The organism is Amycolatopsis sp. NPDC051373, from assembly GCF_040689465.1.
Taxonomy (GTDB): domain Bacteria; phylum Actinomycetota; class Actinomycetes; order Mycobacteriales; family Pseudonocardiaceae; genus Amycolatopsis.
In genome coordinates this window covers 187996-207758 of record NZ_JBFBAE010000013.1, presented here as the reverse complement: position 1 = coordinate 207758, position 19763 = coordinate 187996, and the positions used below count along the sequence as shown (strand labels likewise).

21 protein-coding genes are annotated in these 19763 nt (G+C 70.1%); 14 read left to right on the top strand and 7 right to left on the bottom strand.

The features are described 5' to 3' along the window. The first annotated feature begins 20 nt into the window (after positions 1-20). On the top strand, positions 21-176 hold the full coding sequence (locus AB0383_RS25435) for a hypothetical protein (RefSeq protein WP_364180362.1): 156 nt from the start codon (positions 21-23) through the stop codon (positions 174-176). After that, complete coding sequence (locus AB0383_RS25430; RefSeq protein WP_366188714.1) at positions 173-1318, top strand: citrate synthase 2; 1146 nt, start codon at positions 173-175, stop codon at positions 1316-1318. Before AB0383_RS25435 ends, AB0383_RS25430 begins: the two co-directional genes overlap by 4 nt. 56 nt (positions 1319-1374) lie before the next feature. On the opposite strand, the gene AB0383_RS25425 is transcribed toward AB0383_RS25430, so the two are convergent. Both AB0383_RS25425 and AB0383_RS25420 read right to left on the bottom strand, forming a co-directional pair. Continuing rightward, positions 1375-1962: a TetR/AcrR family transcriptional regulator gene (locus AB0383_RS25425; RefSeq protein ID WP_366188764.1), complete on the bottom strand. Its 588-nt coding sequence runs from the start codon at positions 1960-1962 to the stop codon at positions 1375-1377. Positions 1963-1976: 14 nt separating this feature from the next. Then, on the bottom strand, positions 1977-3680 hold the full coding sequence (locus AB0383_RS25420; protein WP_364180526.1) for an SDR family oxidoreductase: 1704 nt from the start codon (positions 3678-3680) through the stop codon (positions 1977-1979). Positions 3681-3908: 228 nt separating this feature from the next. Between AB0383_RS25420 and AB0383_RS25415 the strand changes: the two genes are divergently transcribed. From AB0383_RS25415 to sepH, 7 genes are all read left to right on the top strand, one after another. Beyond that, positions 3909-4748, top strand: coding sequence for an ABC transporter ATP-binding protein (locus tag AB0383_RS25415; protein WP_364180358.1), 840 nt, complete (start codon positions 3909-3911; stop codon positions 4746-4748). Beyond that, a complete protein-coding gene (locus AB0383_RS25410) occupies positions 4745-5560 on the top strand; it encodes an ABC transporter permease (protein ID WP_366188713.1) in 816 nt (271 codons plus the stop codon). The genes AB0383_RS25415 and AB0383_RS25410 overlap by 4 nt, the downstream gene beginning before the upstream one ends. After that, the gene (locus AB0383_RS25405) at positions 5557-6729 is read left to right on the top strand and encodes a sensor histidine kinase (protein WP_366188712.1); all 1173 of its coding nucleotides are present in this window, start codon (positions 5557-5559) and stop codon (positions 6727-6729) included. Before AB0383_RS25410 ends, AB0383_RS25405 begins: the two co-directional genes overlap by 4 nt. Then, the gene (locus AB0383_RS25400; protein ID WP_220244584.1) at positions 6726-7349 is read left to right on the top strand and encodes a response regulator transcription factor; all 624 of its coding nucleotides are present in this window, start codon (positions 6726-6728) and stop codon (positions 7347-7349) included. Before AB0383_RS25405 ends, AB0383_RS25400 begins: the two co-directional genes overlap by 4 nt. A 24-nt stretch (positions 7350-7373) precedes the next feature. Further along, entirely contained in the window at positions 7374-8720 is a 1347-nt protein-coding gene (locus AB0383_RS25395; RefSeq protein WP_366188711.1) for a serine hydrolase domain-containing protein, read from the top strand. Positions 8721-8836: 116 nt separating this feature from the next. Beyond that, positions 8837-9964, top strand: a complete 1128-nt coding sequence (serC, locus tag AB0383_RS25390) for a phosphoserine transaminase (RefSeq protein ID WP_364180354.1) — start codon at positions 8837-8839, stop codon at positions 9962-9964. Positions 9965-10236: 272 nt separating this feature from the next. Further along, positions 10237-11085: a septation protein SepH gene (sepH, locus tag AB0383_RS25385; RefSeq protein WP_364180352.1), complete on the top strand. Its 849-nt coding sequence runs from the start codon at positions 10237-10239 to the stop codon at positions 11083-11085. On the opposite strand, the gene AB0383_RS25380 is transcribed toward sepH, so the two are convergent. The 4 genes from AB0383_RS25380 to AB0383_RS25365 all read right to left on the bottom strand — a co-directional run bounded on the left by AB0383_RS25380 (position 11082) and on the right by AB0383_RS25365 (position 13324). Beyond that, positions 11082-11438 carry an MmcQ/YjbR family DNA-binding protein gene (locus AB0383_RS25380; RefSeq protein ID WP_364180350.1) on the bottom strand — a complete coding sequence of 119 codons (357 nt, stop codon included), beginning with the start codon at positions 11436-11438 and terminating at the stop codon, positions 11082-11084. The genes sepH and AB0383_RS25380 overlap by 4 nt on opposite strands. Before the next feature lie 18 nt (positions 11439-11456). Continuing rightward, entirely contained in the window at positions 11457-12053 is a 597-nt protein-coding gene (locus AB0383_RS25375; protein WP_364180524.1) for a DUF2537 domain-containing protein, read from the bottom strand. Positions 12054-12251: 198 nt separating this feature from the next. Then, positions 12252-12380 (bottom strand): hypothetical protein, encoded by a 129-nt coding sequence (locus tag AB0383_RS25370; protein WP_364180348.1) that lies wholly within the window; start codon positions 12378-12380, stop codon positions 12252-12254. A 140-nt stretch (positions 12381-12520) separates the two neighbouring features. Beyond that, a complete protein-coding gene (locus AB0383_RS25365) occupies positions 12521-13324 on the bottom strand; it encodes an RNA methyltransferase (protein WP_366188710.1) in 804 nt (267 codons plus the stop codon). A gap of 226 nt (positions 13325-13550) precedes the next feature. Here AB0383_RS25365 and AB0383_RS25360 point away from each other — a divergent pair, with 226 nt between their 5' ends. From AB0383_RS25360 to AB0383_RS25340, 5 genes are all read left to right on the top strand, one after another. Beyond that, the gene (locus AB0383_RS25360) at positions 13551-15050 is read left to right on the top strand and encodes a glutamate-cysteine ligase family protein (protein ID WP_364180345.1); all 1500 of its coding nucleotides are present in this window, start codon (positions 13551-13553) and stop codon (positions 15048-15050) included. A 63-nt stretch (positions 15051-15113) separates the two neighbouring features. After that, positions 15114-15731, top strand: a complete 618-nt coding sequence (locus AB0383_RS25355; protein ID WP_364180344.1) for a TetR/AcrR family transcriptional regulator — start codon at positions 15114-15116, stop codon at positions 15729-15731. A gap of 66 nt (positions 15732-15797) precedes the next feature. Continuing rightward, positions 15798-16466: a biliverdin-producing heme oxygenase gene (locus AB0383_RS25350; RefSeq protein WP_364180342.1), complete on the top strand. Its 669-nt coding sequence runs from the start codon at positions 15798-15800 to the stop codon at positions 16464-16466. A 209-nt stretch (positions 16467-16675) separates the two neighbouring features. Beyond that, the gene (locus AB0383_RS25345; protein ID WP_364180340.1) at positions 16676-17299 is read left to right on the top strand and encodes a superoxide dismutase; all 624 of its coding nucleotides are present in this window, start codon (positions 16676-16678) and stop codon (positions 17297-17299) included. Between the two features lie 98 nt (positions 17300-17397). Then, a complete protein-coding gene (locus AB0383_RS25340) occupies positions 17398-18210 on the top strand; it encodes an arylamine N-acetyltransferase (RefSeq protein ID WP_364180338.1) in 813 nt (270 codons plus the stop codon). A 267-nt stretch (positions 18211-18477) separates the two neighbouring features. Here AB0383_RS25340 and AB0383_RS25335 read toward each other — a convergent pair whose 3' ends face one another. Further along, positions 18478-19737, bottom strand: coding sequence for an MFS transporter (locus AB0383_RS25335; protein WP_220247182.1), 1260 nt, complete (start codon positions 19735-19737; stop codon positions 18478-18480). Between the last annotated feature and the right edge of the window lie 26 nt (positions 19738-19763).

Genomic DNA, 19763 nt, shown 5'->3' with positions numbered 1-19763 from the left:
ACTGAATCGTTCTCGGAATCGTGACCGAAACCACCACATCTTTCATTGCCCACGGCTCGGCGGAGGAGCAAAGTTTGTCCAACCGTGCGATGAGGCGCGCCGAGTTGCGTGTATCCCGTCAGCGCGAGTGGTCAGACAAAGCCGGGGAAATGCGCATCGAAAGGTTCGCGAAGTGACTACCTCCACCATCAAGCAGACGAACTCCGACCAGGCCGACGACGGCTTCCGCCCCGGCCTCGAAGGCGTGGTGGCGTTCCGCACCGAAATCGCCGAACCCGACCGGGACGGCGGCGCGCTGCGGTACCGCGGTGTCGACATCGAGGACCTCGCCGGCAAGGTGAGCTTCGGGGACGTGTGGGGCCTTCTCGTCGACGGCCGGTTCGGCAACGGGCTCCCGCCCGCCGAGCCGTTCCCGCTCCCGGTGCACACGGGCGACGTACGCGTGGACGTGCAGGCGGCGCTGCCGATGCTCGCGCCGATCTGGGGTTACGAACCGCTGCTCGACATCACCGACGAGCAGGCTCGTGACCAGCTCGCGCGCGTGTCGGTGATGGCGCTGTCCTACATCGCGCAGTCGGCGCGCGGCATTTCGCAGCCGGCCGTGCCGGAGTCGAAGGTCGACGAGGCCTCGACGATCACCGAGCGCTTCATGGTGCGCTGGCGCGGCGAGCCGGACCCGGCCCACGTGAAGGCGCTCGACGCCTACTGGGTCTCCGCCGCCGAGCACGGCCTCAACGCGTCGACCTTCACCGCGCGCGTGATCGCGTCGACCGGTGCCGACGTGGCCGCCGCGCTCTCGGGTGCCATCGGCGCGATGTCGGGCCCGCTGCACGGTGGGGCGCCCGCGCGCGTGCTGCCGATGATCGAAGAGGTCGAGCGGACCGGTGACGCCGCAGGCCTGGTCAAGGGCATCCTCGACCGCAAGGAGCGCCTGATGGGCTTCGGCCACCGCGTGTACCGCGCGGAGGACCCGCGCGCCCGCGTGCTGCGCCGCACCTGCCAGGAGCTCGGCTCCGAGCGCTACGAGGTCGCCGCGGCGCTGGAGCAGGCCGCGCTGACCGAGCTGCGCGAGCGCCGCCCGGACCACCCGATCGAGACGAACGTGGAGTTCTGGGCCGCCGTGATCCTGGACTTCGCGAAGGTGCCGCCGCACATGATGCCGGCGATGTTCTCCTCCGCGCGCACCGCCGGCTGGGCGGCGCACATCCTGGAGCAGAAGCAGACCGGCCGCCTCGTGCGCCCGTCGGCGAAGTACGTGGGCCCGGAGCCCCGCAAGCCCGAGGACGTCGAGGGCTGGGAAACCGTCACCAAGCACTGACCGGCGCTTGGCGTGAAGGGCATTTCGAGGACTCTCGAGGTGCCCTTCACGGCGTTTCACGGGGAAACGCGCGCCGGGTCGTGGGCGGCGGTCGTGGTGAGCATCGCCGTGAGCTGGTCGACGAGCCAGCCGTCGAGGATTTCGAGGGGCACGTCGCGTTCCTGAAGCCACGACAGCAGCGCGCCCTCGACCACGGCGGTCCAGCACCGCAGCGTGAGCAGCACCAGCGGCGACGGCTCGGCCAGGCCCAGCGCGTCGAGGATCAGCTCCACGGACCGGTTGCGCACCTCGTCGATGGCCGCGTCCGTCTCCGAGGTCGCGATCACGGAACCGCTGCGCAGCAAGGCGACGTAGCCCGCGCGGTAGTGGTCGGCCACGTCGATGAGCCCCCGCACGGCTGTGCGCAGCCGGTCCTCCGGTGGCCCCTTCTCGAGGTGCGCGAGGCCGTCGACGAGGCCGTCGGTCACCGTGCGCAGCGCCTCGACCTGCAGCTCGCGCAGGCTCGGGAAGTAGCGGTAGAACAGCGGCCGCGACACCTCGGCGCGCGCGACGATGTCGTCCACCGTCACCAGCTCCGGCGCGCGGCTGCCGAACAGGTCCAGCGCGGCGGCGATCAGGTCGTCGCGCCGGGCCTGCGGGGTCATCCGGCGCGGGCGGCTCATGGCGTGACGTCCAGTTTCGCCGCCGCGCGCAGCAGGCCGGGCGTCAGGCGCGACAGGACCAGCGCGACCTTCGCTTCAGGAGTCGACGGCTGGATCGCGCGGTCGCGCTCGACGGCCCGCAGGATGTCGCGCGCCACCTTCTCCGGGCCGAAGCCGCGCCGCGCGTAGAGCTTCGTCGACGCCTTCTGCCGCCGCGCTTCCTCGTCCGGCGCGACGCCGACGAATCGCGTGGTGCTGGTGATGTTGGTGTTCACCAGACCCGGGCAGATCGCCGTGACGCCGATGCCGTCACCCGCCAGCTCCGCCCGCAGCCCGACGCTCAGCGCGAGCACCGCGGCCTTCGTCGTCCCGTACGCCGTGAGCACCTTCGACGGCAGGTACGCGGCGGCCGACGCGAGGTTCACGATCTGCCCGCCCTCGGCGCGCTCGACCATCATCGGCGCGAACGCGCGGCACCCGTGGATCACGCCCCACAGGTTCACGTCCACGACCTTCTCCCAGTCGGCGAGCGACGTGTCCAGAAACGGCCCGGACATCCCGATCCCGGCGTTGTTCACCACGATGTCGGGCACCCCGAACTCCGCGCGCACCTGCTCGGCGAACCGGGCCATCGCGTCGCCGTCGGCAGCGTCCACTGTGTACTCACCGGCTTCGACGCCCTTGTCCCGCGCCAGCTTCGCCGTCTCCGTCGCCGCGACCTTGTCCAGGTCGGTGACGATCACGTCGGCACCTTCGTCGGCGAACGCCAGCGCGGTCGCCCGCCCGATGCCGCTGCCGGCCCCGGTGACGACCACGAGCTGGTTGGCGAAGCGGCCACGCCCGGCGTCGCCGACGCGAGCGCGTTTCAACGCCCGGCTCTCCTCGCCGCCCTCGACGTGGTCGATCAGCTCCGCCGTGGCCGAGGCGATGACGTCCGGGTTGCTGCGCGCGATCCAGTGCGAACCGGTGAGCCGCCGCACGCGCAGGTCCGGCACCCAGCGCGAGATCTCCGTCTGCAGCGGCGTGGTCACGAACGCGTCGCCGGTCGGCGCGAGCACCTGCACCGGCACGTCGGCCGAACGCGGCGCGGGCCGGGACAGGCGCGTGAACATGTTGGCGCGGTAGAGCTTCAGGCCGTGCACGGCGTCGGCCGTCGAGACGTTTCCCGCGGCCGGGTCCAGCCGGCGGATCAACGCGGGCACGATCCCCGAGCGCCAGCCCAGCTCCGGCACGAGCGGGAGCTGGAAGAGCAGGATGTAGTACGAGTGCAGGAATTGCCGGAGTGCACGCGGCAGACCCGACGGCCGCCGCAGCTGCGCGCGGAACCACGCGCCGGCGTGGTCGAGGCTCGGGCCGGAGATCGACGTGTACGACGCGATCCGCCCGCGCAGCTCGTCGCCGGTGACCGCGTGCCAGGTCTGGATCGAGCCCCAGTCGTGGGCGAGCAGGTGGACCTTGCCGGTCGGTTGCACGGCGTCGATGACCGCGACGAGGTCGGAGGCGAGCTGGTCGAGGCGATACGCGCTGCGCGCCTTCGGCTTGTCGGACTCGCCCGCACCGCGCACGTCGTAAACCACGACGCGGTGGCGACGGCCGAGCTCGGCGGCCACGCCGTCCCACATCGAGCCGTTGTCCGGGTAGCCGTGGACGAGCACGACCGTGGGTCCGTCCGCGGCGCCGGTCACGCGGACCGAGAGGCGGACACCGTCACTGGCGGTCACCTGCTTGTGAGACATTCTGTCATGTTAGGCAATTTGTCAATAGTGGCGGTTCACCTCGGCGGCGGTTGCCGCTGCCGGGCGTTCGTGCAGCGGTTGATTTTCGGGGTTCGCAACGGCGTTTTCGCTGGTTCCACGGGAAACACCGGCTCTTGTCCACCGTTCGGTGGACAGCCGGATTCCACTGGCCGGACGTCCCGCGGCGACGGTGCGTGGCCGCAGGATTGACCCATGACCACAGCAGTGAGGGTGCGCGGACTGCGCAAGGAGTACCCCGGCCGCGTCGCCGTGGGTGGCCTCGACCTCGACATCCACCACGGCGAGGTGTTCGCGCTTCTGGGGCCCAACGGCGCGGGCAAGACCACGACCGTCGAGATCCTCGAAGGACATCGGCAGCGCACGTCCGGCGAAGCCGATGTGCTCGGCGAAGACCCCGGCAAGGCCGGGCGCGTATGGCGCTCCCGCCTCGGCATCGTGCTGCAGACCGCGACCGACGCGGCCGAACTGACCGTCACGGAAACCGTGCGGCACTTCGCGAAGTACTACCCCAACCCGCGAGACCCGGAGGCGGTGATCGACCAGGTCGGGCTCACCGAGAAGGCCGGCGCCCGCGTGAAGTCGCTTTCGGGCGGGCAGCGCCGTCGCGTCGACGTGGCGCTCGGCATCATCGGCCGGCCCGAGCTGCTCTTCCTCGACGAGCCCACCACGGGTTTCGACCCAGAGGCGCGGCGGCAGTTCTGGGGCCTGATCGAAGGTCTCGCGAAGGAGGGCACCACGATCCTGCTGACCTCGCACTACCTCGACGAGGTGGAGGCGCTGGCCGATCGGCTCGTGGTGATCGCCGAAGGCAGCGTGGTCGCCCAGGGGACCCCCGAAACGCTCGGCGGCCGCGGCCAGGCGGAGGCGATCGTGCGGTGGAGCGACGAAACCGGGGAGCACGAGGAACGCACCGCGTACCCGACGAAACTCGTCATGCAGGTGTCCGGTGGGACGAGGGAGCTCACCGGCCTCACCGTGACGCGCCCCAGCCTGGAGGACATCTACCTTGAACTGATCGGGGAGAAATCGTGAGCACCGCACTCGCCCTCCCGGGCACCTTCACCCTCGGCGCCGCGCGAGGCAGTTTCGAGCTGCGGCAGTTCTTCCGCAACAAGGAGCAGGTGGTCTTCACCTTCTCCCTGCCCGCGGTGCTGATGATCCTGCTCGGGTCCATTCTGGACGGACCGACCGGACAGGCCGGCGTCTCGTCGGGCCAGCTGCTCGCCGCGAGCATGATCGGCGCGGGCATCGTGTCGACGTCGTTCAACAGCGTCGGCATCGGGATCGCGGCCGACCGCGAGGTGGGCGCGCTCAAACGCCTGCGCGGCACGCCGATGCCCGCCGCGTCGTACTTCATCGGCAAGATGATCATGGTGCTCGTGACGAGCGTGGCGCAGACGGTGATCATGTCCGCGGTCGCGATGCTGCTGTTCGGGCTGAAGCTGCCAACCGACGGCGAGAAGTGGGCCACGCTGGTCTGGGTGATGCTGCTCGGCGTGATCTCCTCGACGCTGCTCGGCATCTCGATCAGCTCGCTCACCCGCACGGCCAACGGCACGGTGGCCGTGGTGCAATTGGTCTACCTGGTACTGCAGTTCATCTCGGGTGTGTTCGTCACGCCGATCACGCACCTGCCGAAGATCATGGTCGACATCGCGTCCTTCTTCCCGCTGAAATGGATCTGCCAGGGTTTCCGGTCGGTCTTCCTCCCGGAGGCGGCCGCGAGTCAGGAGATGGCGGGGTCATGGGAACTTCCGACGGTGGCGCTGGTGCTCGGCGCCTGGTGCGTGGCTGGGCTCGTGCTCGCGCGGCTCACGTTCCGGTGGACGAACGAACCGAAGTGAGCGCCCCGGACGACGCGTGGGAGCGCTCGTTCTGGGTCTGGGAGGTGCTGTTCGCGGTCGTCTACCTGGCGACCGCCCTCCTGGTGCTCTTCGACGACGTCTCCCTGGCGGAGAAGGTGGTCGCGGAGACGGCGCTCGCGGCGCTGCTGCTCAGCTATTTCGCTGCCGGGCGCCGGATCGTACGCACCGACGACAACCCCGTGCCCCGCATTGTCGCGACAAGTGCGCTGGTCGTGCTCGTGGCCACGGCGATCTTCTCGGACACCACGGCCTCGTTCATCCTGTTCATGGCGTGCCCGATGCTGTTCATGCTGCAGGAGATCCGCCCGGGCATCGTGCTCACGACGGTGCTGATCCTGCTGGACCCGGTGGCCGCCGTCGTCCGTGGCGGCTGGGAGAACCCGAGCCTGCCGATCCTGCTGCCGATGACCGCGATCCTCGTGGTGTTCAGCGTGCTGGCCGGCAAGTTCACCACCGACGTCATCAAGCAGAGCGCCGCGCGCGCCGAGCTCATCCGGCAGCTGGAAGACAGCCAGGCCGAGGTCTCGCGGCTCTCGCGCGAGGCCGGCACGGCGGCCGAACGCGAACGCCTGGCGCGCGAAATCCACGACACGCTGGCGCAGGGGTTCACCAGCATCGTCACGCTCACGCAGGCCATCGAGTCCGAACTGGACACCGACCTGGTGGCGGTCCGCCGGCACCTCGCGCTGGCGTCGGCCACGGCCCGCGAGAACCTCGCCGAGGCCCGCGCGATGGTGGCGGCGCTCGCACCTTCGGACCTCGCGGCCGGGACCCTCACCGACGCGGTGCGCCGCGCGGCCGAGCGCCTCGCCGACGAAGCCGGCCTGCACGTCGAGTACGAAGTGGACGATCCCCTGCCACCGCTGGCCATGGCCACCGAGGTCGTGCTGCTGCGCGGCGCGCAGGAGGCACTGGCCAACGTCCGCAAGCACTCGGGCGCGGACTCGGTGCTGGTGCGGCTGTCCGCTGTGGACGGAACGGTACGGTTGCGCGTGCGCGACGACGGCCGCGGCTTCTCCCCCGACGCGCCCACCGAGGGCTTCGGCCTGCGCGGGATGCGTTCGCGCGTGGAGCAGGTGGGCGGCCGGCTGAGCCTGCGCGGCGGCGCGGACGGCGGTACGGAACTCGAGCTGGAGGTGCCCGCGTGATCACGATCATGCTGGTCGACGACCACCCCGTGGTGCGCGAAGGCCTGCGCGGGATGCTCGAGGCCGAGGCCGATCTGACCGTCGTCGGCGAAGCGGGCTCGGGCCACGAAGCCATCGCGCTCGACCGCGTGAAGCAGCCCGACGTCGTGCTGATGGACCTGCGCATGCCGGGCCTCGACGGCGTCGGCGCGATCCGCGGCATCCTCAAGGAGACGCCGAAGCGGCGGATCGTCGTGCTCACCACGTACGAGACCGACGCCGACATCCTGCGGGCCGTCGAGGCGGGCGCGGCGGGGTACCTGCTCAAGGACGCGTCCCGCGCCGAGCTGGCCGGCGCGATCCGGGCGGCGGCGCGCGGCGAGACGGTGCTGGCGCCGTCGGTGGCGGGCAAGCTCGTGAACCGCGTGCGGAACCCGGAACCCGCGTCGCCGCTGTCGGCGCGCGAGGTCGAGGTGCTGCGGCTGGTCGCGAAGGGACTGACGAACGCCGAAATCGGGCGCTCGCTGCACATCGGCGAGGCAACGGTGAAAACGCACCTGCTGCGCGTGTTCGGCAAGCTCGGGGTGTCCGACCGCACCGCGGCCGTGACCACGGCGCTGGACCGGCAGCTGCTGGGCTGACCCGCGCGGGGCAGAATGGCCCGCATGCTCGCTTCCACCGAACTCGCCCTGTACCGCCGGCTCGCGCGGGAGCAGGCGTCCTCCCGCACGCCGTCCCTCCTCGCCGCCGTGGTGCGCGACGGGAACCTCGTGTGGTCCGGCGCGCGCGGCCGCGTCGGCTCCGCGCGCCCCGACGACGACACGCAGTACCGCCTCGGCTCGATCACCAAGACGATGATCGCCACGGCCGTGCTGCGCCTGCGCGACGAGGGCCGGCTCGAGCTCACCGACCCGATCGAGAAGCATCTGCCCGGCACGGCGTTCGCCACGGCGACGGTGGCGCAGCTGCTCTCGCACACCTCCGGCCTCACTTCGGAGTCGCCGGGCCAGTGGTGGGAACGCACGCCGGGCGGCGACTGGGCCGCGCTCGTGGCGAGCCTCGACAAGGACGCGACGAAACTGCGTCCCGGCTTCAAGTTCCACTACTCCAACGTCGGCTTCGGCGTGCTGGGCGAGCTCGTGGCTCGCCTGCGTGGGAAGCCGTGGTTCGACGTCGTGCGCGAGGAGATCCTCACGCCGCTGGGCATGACCCGAACGACGCCGCACCCCCAGGGCGCGCACGCCGAAGGCTTCGCCGTGCACCCGTTCGCCGACGTCCTGCTGCCCGAGCCCTCACCCGACGCCGGCGCGATGGCCCCGGCCGGCCAGCTCTGGTCGACGGTCAAGGACCTCGGCCGCTGGACCTCGTTCATCGGCGGCCACACCGGTGGCGTGCTGAGCGAGGACACCGTGGCCGAGATGCGGACGATGAACACCGTCGACGACGCCGAGGTCTGGACCACAGGCTTCGGCCTCGGCGTGATGGTGGTTCGCTACGAGGGCCGCCACCTCGCGGGCCACACCGGCTCGATGCCCGGCTTCCTCGCCGCGTCCCTCGTCGACGCCAACACCGGCACCGGCGCGCTGTGCCTCACCAACGCCACCGCGGGCGTCGGCATCACGCAGCTGACCCTCGACCTGCTCACGATGACCGACGAGCTCGAGCCCGCGCTGCCCGACGAGTGGGAGCCGTCCACTGTGGACCCGGCACTGCTCGCGCTCACGGGCCTGTGGCACTGGGGCCCGACGCCGTACCACCTGCGAGTGCTCGGGTCGGACCTCATCTCGCTCGACCCCGCCAACGGCGGCGGGCGCGCGTCCCGCTTCCGGTCCACTGGCCCGGACACCTGGCTCGGCCTCGACGGGTACTACGCCGGCGAGACCCTCGTCGTCGGACGCGACGCGTCGGGCACGGCGAACCACCTCGACCTCGCGACGTTCATCTTCACCCGCACCCCGTACGACCCCGCCGCGCCGATTCCGGGCGGTGTCGACGAGAACGGGTGGCGCTGAGCGTTCCGGCCTGGGTGTGTCCCGTTCGCCGGGAGCGGCCGGGGTGTCCGATTCCACATGTCGGACACCTCCCCACCGCATTGAGCAGGCGCATCCCGACCTGAGAGACTGCCCACATGACCGACGCAGCGGAGTTGAGCATCCCCGAAGACCTCAAGCCGGCCGATGGGCGCTTTGGTTGCGGACCGTCCAAGGTCCGTGACGAGCAGCTCGCCAAGCTGGCTGAGTCCGGCCACACCTACCTCGGCACATCGCACCGCCAGAAGCCGGTGAAGTCGCTGGTCGGGCGCGTGCGCGCGGGGCTGTCCGAGCTGTTCTCCCTGCCGGAGGGCTACGAGGTCATCCTCGGCAACGGCGGCACCACCGCGTTCTGGGACGCCGCCGCGTTCGGGCTCGTGCGCGAGCGCGCGCAGCACTTCACCTACGGCGAGTTCTCCTCGAAGTTCGCGAGCGTCACGAACAAGGCGCCGTTCCTCGCCGACTCGATCATCGTGAAGGCGGACGCGGGCAGCGCGCCCGACATCGCGTACGAAACCGGTGCCGACCTCGTCGGCTGGGCGCACAACGAAACCTCGACCGGTGTCGCGGTGCCGGTGCGTCGCCCCGAGGGCAGTGACGGCGCGCTGGTCGCGATCGACGCGACGTCCGGCGCCGGCGGCCTGCCGGTGAAGGCCGAGGACTTCGACGTCTACTACTTCGCGCCGCAGAAGTCCTTCGCGTCCGACGGTGGCCTGTGGATCGCCCTCGCGTCGCCGGCCGCGGTCGAGCGCATCGGCGAGCTCGGCGGCGGTGACCGCTGGATCCCCGAGTTCCTGTCGCTCACCACGGCGCTGGACAACTCGCGCAAGGACCAGACGTACAACACCCCGGCCGTGGCCACGCTCTTCCTGCTCGCCGACCAGATCGAGTGGATGAACGGCCAGGGCGGGCTCGCCTGGACGACCGCGCGCACGCAGGACTCGTCGAACCGGCTCTACGAGTGGGCCGAGAAGACCTCCTACACCACGCCGTTCGTGAAGGACCCGGAACTGCGCTCGCAGGTCGTCGGCACCGTCGACTTCGCCGACGAGGTCGACGCCGCCGCTGTGGCCAAGGTGCTGCGCGCCAACGGCATCGTCGACACCGAGCCGTACCGCAAGCTGGGCCGCAACCAGCTGCGCATCGGCCTGTTCCCGGCCATCGACCCCGACGACATCACGAAGCTCACGCAGAGCATCGAGTACGTCGTCGAGCGGCTGGGCTGAGCTCCGCACCGCTGAGTTCCGCACACGACGGGCCCCTCTCACTCCGGGAGGGGCCCGTCGTGCGTTGCGCGACGAACACAGAACACCACTCATTCGTGACGGAACGTGGTCGGCGTGTCCCACGGGCTCCCGGTGAGCGGGCCCGGGAGGATGACGGAGACCGTCGCCAAAAAAGGTGACGGTTGGGTGATGCATCGGCGCGCCTCGCACGTCAAGCCGACGCGCCGTTCTAACGTGAGCACCCACAAAGGTGAAGATCGGGGAGGCGAGAAATGCGGGCGCTACGGGTGGTCGGGCTGCACGAGGACGGCAAGTCCATCGTGCTCGAGGACCCGGCGAGCCGTACCCGCTTCCTGCTCCCGGCCGATGAAACACTGCGAGCGGCGGCTAGGGGGGACATCGCCCGGCTGGGCCAGATCGAAATCGAGTTGGAGAGCCAGATGCGGCCACGCGAGATCCAGGCGCGAATCCGCGCCGGCGAGTCCGTCGAACAGGTCGCGAGCGGCGCCGGCGTCTCGGCGCAGCGCGTGGAACGGTACGCCTACCCCGTACTGCTGGAGCGCTCGCGCACGGCCGACCTCGCCCAGAGCGCCCACCCTGTCCGCGAAGACGGGCCCGACGTGCAGACGCTCGGTGAGGTGATCGCGTACGCGTTCGGCGTCCGTGGCCACGACTACAGCCAGGCCCGCTGGGACTCCTGGCGTGGCGACGACGGCAAGTGGGTCGTCGTGCTGCAGTGGAAGGCCGGGCGCTCCGACAACCGCGCCCACTGGTCCTTCTCGCCCGGCGCCCACGGCGGCACCGTGCACGCCCTCGACGAGAACGCCGAGGTGCTGCTCAACCCCAACTCCTACCGCCCGCCGCGCACGGTCCGCGCCCTCGACCCGGCGCGTGACGCCGTCGTGCAGCCGACGCTGGATTCGGCCGAGGACGAGCGGCTGGCGATCGAGGCGCCCGCCGAGCCGCACGAGGAGGACGACGACACCCGGGAGATCCCGCGCGTCCCGTCCGACGACGAGGCCGCCGACGACGACCAGCCGCGCGCGAAGCCCAAGAAGAACCACCCCATCGTGCCTTCGTGGGAAGACGTCCTGCTGGGCGTGCGTTCCCAGCGCGGCTAGTCCCCGAGGAGCACGGCCAGCGACTTCGGCGCGACCAGCCGGTAGGCGTCGCGCACGATGTGGTCGATCTCGGCCCAGTCGACGTCCACGTCGAGGCGCACGCCGAGCCAGCCGCGGTGCCCGACATAGGGCGGGCGGAAGAATCGTTCCGGCTCGGTGCGCACGAGGTCCTCCTGCGCACCGGGCGGCGCCGGGCACCAGAAGGCCAGGCGTCCGTCGTCGTGGTGGTGGTTCGCGAACGTCACGAACGTCTTCTTGCCGCGCACGAACCACGTCGGCTCGCCGTGGCTGAGCCGTTCGGTGGACTCGGGCAGCGCGAGGCACAGCTTGCGCAACTCGTCGAGGGGCGCCATCGGGCCAGTATCGGCCGGTCAGAGCACGATCGCCAGCACACCCAACCACGCCGCGATGATCCCCGCGCCCGCGCCGTACACCGCCCACCGCACGATCGGCAGCCGCCGCCCGAGCCACAGCGACGGCCCGATCCCGGCCGTCACCACGACCGACGCCACCACCGCGATCCACGCGCTCGTCTCGCGTGCGAGGGTTCCCGCCAGCGCGAGCATCGCCACGGCGACGAGCACCGCGGCGAACGCCGACACCGTCAGCCCGGTCAGCCAAGGCGTCGGCTCAGTCGCGGCTCCAGGCATCCCACGCCGCCGCGCCACCACGCGCGCGGGCGGGTCGATCACCGTCTCGACGCCGGACACCGGATCCACGAACCGCACCGTCGTCCCCATCACCGTCGCCAGCCGCCCGGCCAGCTGCCGCCCCCGCTGCGACACGACGGACGTCGCGACCTCCGCGTCGCCCCCCGCCCGCGACACCGCCGACGCGACGCGCGCCCACTCGTGCAGCGCCTGCGCCAGGTCCGGCCCGATCGCCAACCGCCGCGGGTCGACTTCGCGCGCACCCTCGCCACCCGGGCCGGCGAGCACTGCGCGCTCGCCCCGGATCCGCAGCTCCACTGACGTCCTCCCGCTGGGCATTTCCCACCCGCAGGTGCCTGCCGTCGAACGCGACTGCGTCTGCCCGCACCTGCCCGCAGCAGCGTAAGCCCCGCGAGCCTCCCGGCGGGACCGGCACCCGGCGCGGAAAGCGCCCGAACTCAGAGCCGCGCGTCGAGCAACTCCTCCACCGCCACCGGCGTGCCGCCCCCGCCGCCATCACACGCTGTGCTCGGCGTCGATCGGGTGCGCCGAGTTCGCGAACCCGGCCGCAGGGGCCTCGAAGTCGTCGGACTCCATGCCCAGATCAACAGCCGGCGAAATCCGGCTCACCCGAATGTTGATCACCGCGCGAAAATAGCCGCGCAGGCCCGCCGATGCCAAGGGTTGCCGCGCGGGCGAGGCCGGACGGACCAACGTCGTTGACCGATCGACATCTCCGCCTGTGGTTACCGGCGCGAAATGGGTATCCCGGAAGGGTGAGCACCTCAACGCGTGGCGGCGACCTCGTGGAACGCGACCGCGGCGGCGGTGGCGACGTTCAGCGAGTCGACGCCCGGCACCATCTCGATGCGCACGGCCAGATCCGCCGCCGTGATCGCCTCCTCGGTGAGCCCGGGTCCCTCGGCGCCGAGCATCAGCGCCACGCGCTCGCCGACCTTCTCGCGCAGTCCGCGCAGCGGAACGGATCCCGGCCGCGGTGTGAGCGCCGCCACGGTGAAACCGCTTTCCCGCAAGAGGTTCAGTCCGTCGGGCCACCCGTCCAGCGGAGCGAAGGGCACGCGGAGCACGTGGCCCATCGACACGCGCACGCTGCGCCGGTACAGCGGATCCGAACAACCCGGCCCGAGCAGGACACCGTCGACACCGAGCGCGGACGCGTTGCGGAAGATCGAACCGAGGTTCTCGTGGTCGCCGACTCCTTCGAGCACGGCGAGCACCTGCGCCCCGGCGATGATCTCCGAAACCGCGGGCGGCGCCGGACGATCGGCCACCGCCAGCACCCCGCGGTTGAGGTGGAACCCCACCACGGAAGCCATCGTCTCCGCCGAAGTCACATACGCGGGCGCGTCGACGCCGGAAAGGTCGAGGTCACGCACCCGCCGTTCCACGCCGAGCAACGCTCGCACGGGGTACCGCGAAGCGAGCATCCGCTCGACCACTACGGCGCCTTCCGCGATCACGAGTCCCCGCCCACCGGGACGGTCCGGTCGCCGGTCCGCAGTGGACAAGTCGCGGAAATCGTCGAGCCGGGGATCTTCGGGATCCTCGGTGAAGATCAGTTCAGCCACACCGCACAGTGTGACATCCGCATGCCGGGACCCCGCCCGGTACAAAGCTGGTCCGAACGACCGGATAACTCTGGTACGAATGGGCCATTTTTGCGCACAGTCAACCCCCCGTGACGGAGAGCACCAGTTTGGCCGCTAGCCCGGATGCGCCGCACTGTGCGACCGTGGGCGGCCTGGCAGTCCCCGCCCGGACACCTGCGGACAGCAGCCAAGGAGCGCGTCAGACATGGGTACCGATCTTTCGGCGAAACCGTTCGACCAGCTGGACCGAGGACGGTACCGCCGCAAGGTCCAGCGCTGTCTCGACACGCTCGCCCGGATGCTCACGGACGGCAGCTTTTCCTTTCCCCGCAAGAATATCGGGCTCGAGGTGGAGCTGAACCTCGTCGACGGGCAATTGCGCCCGTCGATGACCAACACGGCGGTGCTGGAAGCGCTCGACGACCCGTCGTTCACCACTGAACTCGGGCAGCACAACCTCGAGCTGAACGTGCCGCCGCGCCCGCTCGCCGGCGATTCGGCTCTGCAGCTGGAAGACGATCTGCGCGCATACCTCGGCAAAGCATCAGCCAAGGCCACCGACGCCGGTTCGACACTCGCGATGATCGGGATCCTGCCGACACTGCGTCAAGAACACTTCGATCAGAAATGGCTCACCAACAACGCACGGTATTCGTCGCTGAACGACCAGATCTTCGCCGCGCGCGGTGAGCGAATCGCGCTTTCCATGGACGGCGCGGCGCTTCCGGGCGAACAGCCGGAAAGGCTGCGCAGTTTCGCGGAATCCATCCTGCCGGAAGCCGCGTGCACGTCGGTTCAGCTGCATCTCCAGGTGGCGCCTGAGGAATTCGCCGCGCACTGGAACGCGGCGCAGTGCCTCGCCGGCGTACAGACGGCGCTGGCCGCCAACTCGCCCTTCCTGCTGGGCAAGGCGTTGTGGCACGAGACGCGCATCCCGCTGTTCCAGCAAGCCACCGACACCCGCCCGGAAGAGCTGAAGAACCAGGGCGTCCGCCCGCGGGTGTGGTTCGGCGAGCGGTGGATCACGTCGATCTTCGACCTGTTCGAGGAGAACGTGCGGTACTTCCCGGGCCTGCTGCCGCAGACCGACACGGAAGACCCGATCGAGACGCTGGAGTCGGGCCAGGCGCCGAAGCTCACCGAGCTGCGCATGCACAACGGCACGATCTGGCGCTGGAACCGGCCGGTGTACGACGTCGTCGACGGCCTGCCGCACCTGCGTGTCGAGAACCGCGTGCTGCCGGCCGGGCCCACGATCGTCGACATCGTGGCCAACGCCGCGTTCTTCTACGGCGCCCAGCGTGCGCTGGCCGAGCAGGAACGCCCGGTGTGGACGCAGATGTCGTTCCAGGCCGCGGAGGAGAACCTCTACGCGGGCGCGCGCAAGGGCTTCGATGCGCAGCTGTACTGGCCGGGCATCGGCTGGATCCCGCCAGACGAGCTCGCGCTGCGCGTGCTCCTGCCGCTCGCCCACGAGGGCCTGCGCCGCTCCGGCGTGTCCGACGAGGCCCGCGTGAAGTACCTCGGCGTGATCGAACGGCGCTGCCTCGCGCGGCGCAGCGGCGCCGCCTGGCAGCGCGACTACGTGCTGCGCGCGCAGGACCGCGGCGCCGACCGCGAGACGGCGCTCAACCGCATGCTGGGCCGCTACCTCGAGCTCTCGGCCGCCGGCGAACCCGTGCACACCTGGTCGCTCACCGACTGAGTACGAGCCCCCGTCCGGCCTTAGGGTGGCTGGAGCAGGTCTCAGGCAGGCAGGGGAACAACGGTGCCGAAGGTACTCGGCGGCTCGCTCGAAGCGCACCGGCGCGAGGTTCGCGCGCGGGTGTTCGAGGTGCTGCGCGCGCAGCTGTACGAGCGTGGCTTCGACGCGATCACGCTCGCCGGCGTCGCCGCCGAGGCCGGGCTGGGTCGGACCGCGCTGTACAACCACTTCCCCGACAAGGAAAGCCTGCTCGTCGCGTTCGTCGAGGACGAGGCGGCGCGTTACGTCGAGCGGCTGCGCGCGGCCGTGGAAGCCGAGACGGACCCGATCGCGCAGCTGGCGACGTTCGTCCGGCTGCAGCTGCACGTGCTCGCCGAGCACCACCTGCCGCCCGGCGGCGCGCTGGAATCGGCGCTCGCGCCCGCGGCCTACCGGCGCATCAGCGCCCACGCCGACCCGATCACCGGGCAGCTGCGCGCGGTACTGCTCGCGGGCGTCGGCGCCGGCAGCTGGCCCGCGCAGGACGTGGACGTGGTGGTCCCCATGATCACCGCGGCACTGGGGACACGGCAGGTGATCGACGTGCCCGCCGAGCGGCTGGCCGGCGTGATCGAGGCGGCCGTGCAGTTCGTCTTGCAGGCCGTCGGTTCGAGTGAACTTCCGGATCACGGTTCAATTTAGGGTAGCCTAAGCCCCCATCGTGGCCTACGCTCTATCTGACAGCTTGTCAGAAAGAGAGGTGCCGCCATGTCGGTGACCACTGAGCTCGAAGCCCGGCCGTTCTCCGGACAGCTGCGGGAGTCGACCAGGGGCGTGCACGACCGGGCCAACCACTCCACATACATGAACGCGCTGCTCGGCGGCGAGCTCTCGCTGGAGGGCTACACGCAGCTCGCGATCCAGTACTACTTCATCTACCAGGCCATCGAGCGCGTCAGCGACACGATGATCGATGACGCCGTGGGCCGCGAGTTCGTGTTCGACGAGCTGCGCCGGCTGCCCGCGCTCGAGCGCGACCTCACGCGCCTCGCCGGGCCGGCCTGGCGCACCGAGATCCGGCCGCTCGCCAGCACGGAGGCGTACGCCGCGCGCATCGCCGAAGCGTCGGCGTGGGCCGGCGGGTACGTGGCGCACCACTACACGCGCTACCTGGGTGACATCGCGGGCGGCCAGATCATCCGGCGGCTGCTGGAGAAGAACTTCGACCTCGCCCAGGCGGGTTCGCTGTTCTACCACTTCGACGAGATCGGCAGCGCGCCCGCGTTCCGCGACCGCTACCGCGCGAAGCTCGACGCCGCGCCGTGGGACGACGACGCCCGCGCCCGGGTGATCAACGAGACACTGGTCGCCTTCGAGCACAACGTCGCCGTGTTCGACGAGCTGGCACTCGGCCTGGACCGCTACCGGCTCGCCTGACGCCCGGGCGGATGAGGCTGATCACAAGAAGTTGACCTCCAGTTTGGTGGAGGTACAAAGCTCGGTTTCGCACAGTGCCCACCCGGGTACGCAGTGGCCGAACGAGTGGGTCCACCCAGTGGCACGGAGGCCGCCCCCGGTCGCCGCGAACCCGGGTGTGCTACTAGGTTCGGTAGTAGGAACTTGTGTCGAAGACTGAAGGAGGGCCAATGGCCCGGTACAACCTGCCCGATCTCGACTACGACTACGGCGCTCTCGCGCCCCACATCTCCGGTCAGATCAACGAGCTGCACCACAGCAAGCACCACGCGACCTACGTCAAGGGCGCGAACGACACGCTCGACAAGCTCGCGGAAGCGCGCGAAGCCGGCGACTTCGGCAACATCGTCGGTCTCGAGACCACGCTGGCCTTCAACCTGGCCGGCCACGCGAACCACGTCGTCTGGTGGAAGATCCTTTCCCCGGAAGGCGGCGACAAGCCGACCGGCGAACTGGCCGCGGCGATCGACGACGCGTTCGGCTCCTTCGACAAGTTCAAGGCGCAGTTCACCGCCGTCTCCACCACGATCCAGGGCAACGGCTGGGGTGCGCTCTCCTGGGACCCGATCGGCAAGACGCTGATCACCCAGCAGCTGCGCGACCACCACAACAACCTGATCCTGCCGACCACGCCGATCCTGCTGGTCGACGTGTGGGAGCACGCGTTCTACCTGGACTACAAGAACGTGAAGCCGGACTACGTCAAGGCCCTGTGGAACATCTTCAACTGGGGTGAGATCAGCAAGCGCTTCGACAACGCCGTCGCCGGCGGCAACGGCCTGCTGCTCGGCTGAGCCTGCCATCTCGGCAAAGCGGGGTTCTCCTTCTCGGAGGACCCCGTTTTTCGTTTCTCGCTTGACTTCGAGTGCACTCCAGGTGTGAGGCTGGGGTCATGGACGTCGACGCCTACCTCGCCCGCCTCGACCTCGCGTTGCCCGCCAAGGCCGACCTCGCGGCCCTTCGGCAGTTGCAGGAGCGCCACCTCGAACGCGTGCCGTTCGAAAACCTGAGCGTGCACCTCGGTGAACCCATCGAGCTGACCGAGGAAGCGCTGTTCGACAAGATTGTGCGCCGCCGGCGCGGCGGCTTCTGCTACGAGCTCAACGGGCTCTTCTCGGCCTTGCTGCGCGAGCTCGGCTTCGACGCCGCGTTGCGCGGCGCGCAGGTTTTCACCGACGAGGGCAAGCCCGGGCCGCCGCTGGACCACGCGGCCGTGGTCGTGGAGCTCGACGGCGAACAGTGGCTGGTGGACGTCGGTTTCGGCCGCTTCAGCCGTGGCCCGCTGCGCCTCTCGGCCGTAGAGGTCCAGGCCGATCCGGACGGTGAGTTCCTCTTCCTGGACGCCCCGTTCGGCGACGTGGACGTGGTCATGGACGGTGAGCCCGTGTACCGCTTGGAGGCGCGCACGCGGCCGCTGACGGACTTCGTGCCGATGGCGTGGTGGCAGTCGACGTCGCCGCTTTCGGGCTTCACCCGGCGGCTCACGTGCTCGCGCCCGACGTCTCAGGGCCGCGTGACGCTGTCGGGGAACCGGCTGATCGAGACGGTCGACGGCGTGCGCAACGAGCTGCCGCTGGGCACAGACGACGCCGTGCGCACCGCGTACCGCGTGTACTTCGGCCTGGAGCTCTCGCGGCTGCCGACCCCACCAGGTGAGTACCCCTTGACGGAGCCCGCGGCCGACCCGACCATGAACCCGTCCTGAGCCGGTGAAGGACGCTTTGCCCAAGACCCTCGTATATGAACGGAGCCCCGCTCCTGGGGTTCCCAGGTGCGGGGCTCCGTCCGTTCCCGAACTGACTGCCGCTCCCACCACGAAGCGGACGTGTATGAGGTTAGCCTAACCTCAGCAGCTCCGGCAAGCCCCCTCTTGCGGAGACCCACCTCTCACTCGTCCGGGTGAGGGCGTGAAAAGTCCCCGAAAAACGTGAAAGGCACCCCGGCGAACCGAGGTGCCCTTCGAAGCCGCAGGTCAGACGCGTTCGCGTTTGAGCACACGCAGGCCGTTGCCGAATCGGCGCACGGGCAGCGAGACGCCGCCGCGCCGGATGAGCACCAGCGCGCACACCACGGCGGCGATCAGGGAGATCGCACCGCCGATGTAGAACGGCGAGCGGCCGCCGAACGCGTCGGCCATCCAGCCGGTCATCGGACCGCCGATCGGGTTGCCGCCGATCAGCACCAGCACGTAGATGCCCATCACGCGGCCGCGCATCTCGGGCGAGACGGACGTCTGCACCAGCGCGTTGGCCGTGTTCAGGAACGTGATGGTGGCGAAGCCGAGCGGGATGAGGCCGAGGCCGAAGGTCAGGTACGTCGGCATGAACGCCGTGACGAACTCGAACAGGCCGAGCAGCGCGCCGGAGATCAGCATGAGCCGCACGCGGGGCCGGCTCTTGATCCCGCGGCGCGCGGACAACAGCGCGCCCACGAAGGTCCCCACGGCGACCAGCGTGGACAACAGACCGTAACCGTCGGCCTGGGTGTGGAAGACGTTGGCGGCGACGATCGGCAGCGACGTGAAGTAGGTGATCCCGAACGTGCTGACGAAGAACATCAGCACCATCACCGTGACCAGGTCGGAGCGGTGGCGCACGTAGCGCAGGCCCTCCATGAGCTGGCCCTTCGCGCGGGGGATCGCGGGGCCGCGGAAGAGCTTGGCGGGGTTCATCATCGCCAGCCCGGTGACCACGGCGATCGTGCTCACCGCGTTGGCGATGAAGAGCCAGCCGGTGCCCACCCAGGTGATCGCGAACCCGGCGATGGCCGGGCCGACGATGCGCGCCAGGTTGAAGATCGACGAGTTCAGCGCCACGGCGTTGGCGATCTGGTCGCGGCCCACCATCTCGGCCACGAACGACTGCCGCGTCGGCACCTCCATCGCCGAGGTGATGCCGAGCATCATGCACAGCAGGTACACGTGCCAGATCTGCACGACACCGGTCAGATTCAGTACGCCCAGCAGCGTCGCCTGCAAGCAGTTGACGCTCTGGATGAGGATCAGCAGCCGCCGCTTGTCCACGCGGTCCGCGATCACGCCGGCCTGCAGCGACAGCAGCAGTGTGGGCGTGAACTGGAACGCGACGGCGATCCCCAGCGCGACCGGGTTGTTGCCCGAGAGCTGGAACACCAGCCAGTCCTGGGCGATGCGCTGCATCCAGGTGCCGACGTTGGAGATGACCTGGCCGGTGAAGAACAGCCGGTAGTTGCGCACGCGCAGCGACGCGAACATGCCCTTGCCGCGCTTGGGCTCCGCGG